Source organism: Moorena sp. SIO3B2 (assembly GCF_010692525.1).
In the GTDB taxonomy this organism is placed as follows: domain Bacteria; phylum Cyanobacteriota; class Cyanobacteriia; order Cyanobacteriales; family Coleofasciculaceae; genus Moorena; species Moorena producens.
Genome location: NZ_JAAHHE010000106.1, coordinates 1 through 3,726, shown reverse-complemented (window position 1 = coordinate 3,726; position 3,726 = coordinate 1). Strand labels below are relative to the sequence as shown.

Genomic DNA, 3,726 nt, shown 5'->3' with positions numbered 1-3,726 from the left:
CGTTCTTTTGAGTCTTCTAGATAATCTTACTTTGCCCACCCTACTAGTTGTAGTTGTAGGGTGGGCAAAAACCGTTTCGTTCTTTTGAGTCTTCTAGATAATCTTACTTTGCCCACCCTACTAGTTGTAGTTGTAGGGTGGGCAAAAACCGTTGCGTTCTTTTGAGTCTTCTAGATAATCTTACTTTGCCCACCCTACTAGTTGTAGTTGTAGGGTGGGCAAAAACCGTTTCGTTCTTTTGAGTCTTCTAGATAATCTTACTTTGCCCACCCTACTAGTTGTAGTTGTAGGGTGGGCAAAAACCGTTGCGTTCAAATTACTCTTATAGATAATCTTACTTTGCCCACCCTACTTTAATCAGAGAACTTTGCCCACCCTACTTGAATTTGTATTTTTATAACTAGATTCCGGAATGGCTAGCCAAATACTTGGATTTTTAAGTAGGTGCACAAAATTAATGTCACATCATGAAACCGACCCTAACTAAGATCCTTCCTAGGTTTGGGAAACAGACAAGCCTAGCCTTGACAGCCCTAGCCTTAACTGCTGGCATCGTCTCTAATGTCCAGGCTCAGTCATTGCCCTCTGACTTCAAATTGCCCCAACAGTCACGTGGCTTCTTTGTTGATAGTACCAATAGCAGTCAACGGTTCTTTGAGGAAGGAATGTCTATGGGTGAAACAGAAATTAAAAATCTGCTCAACAACAAGCTTTCCTCAGCAGATTCTATCCTTGAAATTAGTGATGAAGTTGTCAATCGAGAAGACATCTTGGAACTAGAAAATCATCAACAATTGCTCGATGATGGTGATAGCTGATAGCTGTTGGCGTGAGTGCGTAGGGTGCTTCGCGGTGAAATGTAACGCACCATCTATAGCTAGAAAGCGATCGCACTATTTGATTTTTCCTTGGCTATATCGATAGCAATTCGTTAAAATTTCATAGATTCATAAAACAGAGGTTGTTTCAGAGATGAACCTTGCTGAATATCTGACCAATCCCAACGTCCTTCAAAGACTACTCCAGTTACTACTAGGACTACTTATCTGTATTCTCGGACTTTTGAACAATCGCTTTGAGCAGCCAAAAACTCTCTTTCGCAAAATTATAGTAATTGCTGTATGCGTAATAGTTTATGTATTCTTAGCTCATCAAGCAGAAAATTTAGTTTCTCAAAAATCAGCAGAACAGGATAACGACTGGTTCCAACAAGTCTACTGGATTTTAGGTATTGGTTACCTCTTCGTCTTACCTACAATTTGGTATTTGCTGACAACTAGGCCAGGAAAGCAAACTCAAATCTCTAGACAGATTCCACAGGCAAAGTTACAGCGATGGCGCAGGGATTTGCTCGGAGCAATGGCAGCTGAAGTTAACATGCGCCTTGATGACTCCCTGCACAATCACCACTTGATTCAGTTGGTAATGGCAGACAAGAGAGAGCAAGTGGGTCGTCGAGAAAAAATTACTGTGAATCTTAGCAAATCTCCTCCATGGTGGAAACAGTTGCTCAAGTTTCGTCGAGTAACTACAGAGTCTGAACCAGGTCAAAGGCTTATTGAGGTATTTAACCAAGATGATATTGCCGGGAAACTGTTGATTCTTGGTGCGCCTGGTTCTGGAAAAACCACCATGCTGTTGGATTTGGCCAAGGATTTAATTACACGTGCCCAGCAGCAGGAAAACCAACCAATTCCAATTATTGCTGAACTTTCTGATTGGAAAGATAATAAGCAGCCAATTGCTGAATGGTTGGTGGCTAATTTAAATTTTCGTTATAATCTCCGCAAAGAGATTACTCAGGAGTGGATTACCACCGGTAAGTTGTTACCTCTTCTGGATGGTTTGGATGAGTTGGGTTTAGAGCGGCAAAGGTTATGTATTCAGCAATTAAATCAGTTTCTCAAAGATGTTCCTCAAATTGTGGTCTGCTGTCGTGAAGAAGAATACAAAGCCGGTGAGCAAATTCTGGAGATGCGGGGAGCAGTCTGTTTGCAACCTTTGAGCGATCAGCAGATTGAAGCTTATTTAAAGGGGTTAAACTGTCAGCAACTCTGGCCAGGAATTCAGCAAGATTCAGAGGGATTGCTAGAGTTAGCCAGAATGCCCTTGCTATTGCACTTGATTCCCGTTGCTTATCCCGATGGGTTGAAGCCAGTAGAGAGAGAGCTTAAGGATCCTAAAGCAAAGGAAGACTATCAGAACCAATGCCGTCAAAAGTTATTTCAGGATTACATTGACCGTAAACTAAAGGAATCCCATAACCGTCGAGGTTATTCAGAAGAGGAAACAAGGCGCTGGTTAGGCTGGCTTGCTAAAGGATTGAAGGAGGAAAAACAAACGGAGTTTTGGATTGAAAAAATGCAGCCTGATATGTTGAATAAATCCCGAAAAAAGGGTTTGTATCAGCTGAGTCTTGGGCTGGTTTATGGGCTGATTTTTTCAATGATTTTTGATCTGAGTCTTGGGCTATTTTATGGGGTAATTTATGGGCGATTTTTTAATAAAGTAGATCTTTCTAAAACTATTACACTTTCATGGAAAGACAGAAAAAAAATAATTGAAGAGCTGATTTATGGGCTGATTTATGGGCTGAGTGTTGGGCTAATTTATGGGCTGAGTGTTGGGTTGAGTGTTGGGCTGATTAGAGGGCTAATTATAGGGCTGCTTTATGGGCTGATTAGAGGTCTGAGTGGAGAAGAAGTAAAAACCAGAAATAAACCCAATCAGAGGATTAAAGAATCCGCTAAAAATACCGTTATTCTTAGTATAATTAGTTTCCCTGGAACTTTCTTGTTGTTTGTATTACCTGATCTAGTATCAGGAGAGAATGTTAAACTACTCAGCATGTTAATTGGTGCTTCTGGGATGGCAATGTTAATTGGCTTTTCATATGCTGGCAGACCTGTCATTCAGCATTTCGTCCTCCGCCTCATTCTCTGGCGCAGTGGTTCAATCCCCTGGGATTACGCCCATTTCCTGAGCTATGCCACAGAACGCCGCTTGATCAAGCAAGTCGGTGGACGCTATCGATTCATCCACGATTTGCTGCGAGAGCACTTTGCCACAACCTAGTGTTGAGAGTGTGGAACCATGTCACCTTTGTAATTATAGCAGTCGCCAGCGATGCAGCGCGGTCTTGGGGGTTTCCCCCATGAGCGACTGCATCAAGACAGAGCAGTTAGGACATGACAAAAGTCCAAACCTAAGTAAGCGCAAGAGTTTGACTTCTGACTTCTGCTATAAGTACATCGATCGCCCCGATCTCACCACACTTACCACACTTCCCACACTCCCTATTCTTATTGATCCATCGGCAGACTTTTATGGAATCCCCCCAAGTGCGATCGCACTTTTAGGATGCTTCGCGGTGAAATGTAACGGACCATCTATATCTAGAAAGCGATCGCACTCCCCCCACTTACTACACTTGGCTCACTGCACTGTTTTATCAAACTGCCTAGACTATTTAATTTTTTATATCAAGTCAGGATAATTATCCTTAATAAAAATCTCCCCATCTCCCCATCTCCCCACCCTCTGCTTAATTATGGATATTCAAGCAGACTTGATATAGCGTTTCTAGGATTTATGAGGTACGCTTCTCAACCTCAAAGTCCCCCTTGATAAGGGGGATTTAGGGGGATCTCTTTGGACTTCATGGCATATATAATTGCTATATTATTGGCTCTCTCGATGCTAATTGGTTAAAATCTCAGAGAGTGA

General features: G+C 42.1%; 3 protein-coding genes. All 3 read left to right on the top strand.

From position 1 onward, the window contains the following. Positions 1–467 precede the first annotated feature (467 nt). The 3 genes from F6K38_RS20820 (at position 468) to F6K38_RS20810 (ending at position 3,496) form a co-directional block, all read left to right on the top strand. The gene (locus F6K38_RS20820) at positions 468–818 is read left to right on the top strand and encodes a hypothetical protein (protein ID WP_287265691.1); all 351 of its coding nucleotides are present in this window, start codon (positions 468–470) and stop codon (positions 816–818) included. 154 nt (positions 819–972) lie between these two features. Beyond that, entirely contained in the window at positions 973–3,075 is a 2,103-nt protein-coding gene (locus F6K38_RS20815) for an NACHT domain-containing protein (RefSeq protein ID WP_287357310.1), read from the top strand. Between the two features lie 79 nt (positions 3,076–3,154). Continuing rightward, the gene (locus tag F6K38_RS20810) at positions 3,155–3,496 is read left to right on the top strand and encodes a hypothetical protein (RefSeq protein WP_287265694.1); all 342 of its coding nucleotides are present in this window, start codon (positions 3,155–3,157) and stop codon (positions 3,494–3,496) included. The last annotated feature ends 230 nt before the right edge of the window (positions 3,497–3,726 follow it).